General features: G+C 56.4%; 3 protein-coding genes. All 3 read left to right on the plus strand.

Annotated elements, in window-relative coordinates; all coding sequences use genetic code 11:
• Nucleotides 1-172 precede the first annotated feature (172 nt).
• From DWV20_RS09745 to DWV20_RS09755, 3 genes are read left to right on the plus strand one after another with little or no spacing between them, the layout of a single operon-like run.
• Nucleotides 173-664 (plus strand): hypothetical protein, encoded by a 492-nt coding sequence (locus tag DWV20_RS09745; protein WP_117636071.1) that lies wholly within the window; start codon nucleotides 173-175, stop codon nucleotides 662-664.
• A 35-nt stretch (nucleotides 665-699) separates the two neighbouring features.
• Complete coding sequence (locus tag DWV20_RS09750) at nucleotides 700-1,467, plus strand: GntR family transcriptional regulator (RefSeq protein ID WP_117636070.1); 768 nt, start codon at nucleotides 700-702, stop codon at nucleotides 1,465-1,467.
• On the plus strand, nucleotides 1,452-2,165 hold the full coding sequence (locus DWV20_RS09755) for a GntR family transcriptional regulator (protein WP_055252186.1): 714 nt from the start codon (nucleotides 1,452-1,454) through the stop codon (nucleotides 2,163-2,165). The genes DWV20_RS09750 and DWV20_RS09755 overlap by 16 nt, the downstream gene beginning before the upstream one ends.
• The last annotated feature ends 316 nt before the right edge of the window (nucleotides 2,166-2,481 follow it).

The raw sequence follows: 2,481 nt of genomic DNA on the forward strand, positions 1-2,481 counted from the left end.
TTTGGAAGTTCGCGAAGCCCACTTCTCAAAACCAAGCACCCCGCCCCGGGTCTCGTCTGTGTATTTCCCGCTGAGCGAGCTATAGATGCCATGCACCGATGCGCTAAAGCGGCGACTTGAAATTGGTGCTATATTTAGCTCGAGTTGTTAAGTGTTAGTACGGGAGTCTGATATGGGGCTGTTCAAGAAGAAAAACCCGCAGGATGCCTTTGATCCCGATGTGTTTACCATCACGGACACGATTTTGGACCCGCCGCGCTTTACGTTTTTGCCGGCTATCTACCAGGATGCCACGCGTCGCAAGTGGGCCGTGCATCAGCGCGGCGCGACCCCGAGGATTTTTGACTACGCGGATGTGCTGCAGTGCGAGATTGTCGAGACCGGAAATCCCGAGGATGTGCCGCAGCTCAGCAATCGAGAGCTCGCTCAGCAGATTTTGATTAACCCAGCTCAGGCTACCAAAAACAATGCCGCCAAGCGTAACATGTGCCTTGGTATGGGTGTCGTCGTTGCCGTGCAAACCGGCGAGGATGAGATTTCGAAGCTTGAGATTCCTGTGACTGCGGGCGAAGTCAAGCGAGACTGCGGCCTATATCGGTCGTATCGGAACGTTGCGGAACAGATCAAAGAAGCCTTCGACGCCATGGGGCGTTCGGAGCAATGATGCCCGCAGCATCAAGCGGTCGAGGAGCCTTACCCATGTCGAGTGAACCATATGCGATTCCGCCCAAAGATCGCGCCTTTGAGGGCATTCTTTGGTATATCAAACATTATGACCTGCAGGGTGGCGACCGGCTGCCCGCCGAGCGCGTACTCTGTGAAGAGCTGGGCGTGTCCCGCACGGCGTTGCGCGCTGCGATCACGCGTCTCATTTCGTGCGGAACCTTGGAAAGCCGCCGCGGTTCGGGCACCTATGTATGCCCGCCCAAGCCGCTGAACATCTTTCAGGAAACGTGGAACTATACGCAGGCGGTGGAGAGGGTCGGCTCAAAGTCAACCGCACGCCTGGTATGCTCCAAGGTCGTGTACGCCGATGTCGACCTGGCCCAAAAGGCCCAAATCGAGCTGGGCATGCCGCTCTTCTGCATTCGGCGCGTGCGCGTGGTCAATGGTTCCCCGGCGTCGATCGAGACGGCATACGTCAATCTGTCTTTGTGTCCCTCGCTTCCCGATCACGATTTCGAGCAGGAGAGCCTCTACGACGTTTTGCTCAAAGAGGGGAATGTCCGCGTGTCGCACGGCAAGGAGCATATTTCCATCAGCCGTCTGAACGCCGACGAGGCCAAGTTGCTGGATGCCCAGGAGGGCGCCCCGGTGTTTTATAAGGCTTCGCACGAGCGCGATGAGAACGATGGCTTTGTCGAGTATTGCAAGTCCGTGACCCTGCCGACCAAGTATCGATTTGCCGATAACGGTGAGGCAGACGGCGTTGCGACGAAGGTGGGTGTCGAATGGCTGAGGCAGTAGAAGACTTGCCGGTTTACAAGCAAATTCGCCGCTGCATTGCGGAGCGAATCGAGCGCGGTGACTATCCGACGGGCTCGATGATTCCGTCCGAAAATGAGCTGGCCGAGGAGTTTGGCACGACGCGCCTGACCATCCGCAGCGCCATGGATGAGCTGGTCAAAAGTGGCCAGATTCGTCGCGTGCAGGGCAAGGGCGCCTTTGTGGGGCACAAGTGGTTTGACGAGCACGCTCGCAAGGGCGGCTTCCGTCAGTCGGTTTTAGCTTCGGGCGCGACGCCGTCGGTGCGCATCCTGGCGCGCTCCAAACGCTATGCCGGCCCGTATTATGCCGACTTGTTTGGTATCGGCGAGGACGATCTGCTCTACTCGGTGCGCCGTCTTAACTGCATTGATGGTGAACCCGTGTCGATCGAGATGACGCTGATCCCGTGTCTGCTGTTCCCTGGCATCGAAGACGTGGACATATCGGTTTTCAGCCTGTATGAGACCTATGACATGTTGGGCCGAAAGCCAGATAAATCGATTGAGAAGCTCGATATTGAGGCGCTGGGCGCACGCGATGCGAGTTTGCTCGATCTTGAGCCGGGCGACCTGGCCCTCGTGCTGGAATGCCTGACCTATGACTCGAGTGGACAGGTTATCGAGTGTGCCAAGTCTTTTACCCGCGGCGATGCCGGCGGATATACCTACAACTATTAGTGTTCAGAGCGTCCTTGTGTACGGCAGGGCGCTCGTCTTTTATGGCCATATGTCGCTTGACCGATGGGCGGCAAAAACTGACCGTCTACCGAAAGAGGAGGATGAAATCGAAAAATCGGTATTAAAAACGTCTAACCTGTAATCGTTCACTGGTATTAAGAACCTTTGAATTGTTGAGCTTGGGGCCAAGATGACCACAAGGTTAGGCGGTGCGACGGGACGGTAAGCCCGTCCGTGCCGTGTGACAATTCAAACTGCTCGTGAAAGGAGCGGGAATGAAGGAGACCGAGAAGATCGAGATCATGCACTTCGACCA

The organism is Collinsella sp. AF02-46-1 (assembly GCF_003465825.1).
GTDB lineage: Bacteria > Actinomycetota > Coriobacteriia > Coriobacteriales > Coriobacteriaceae > Collinsella.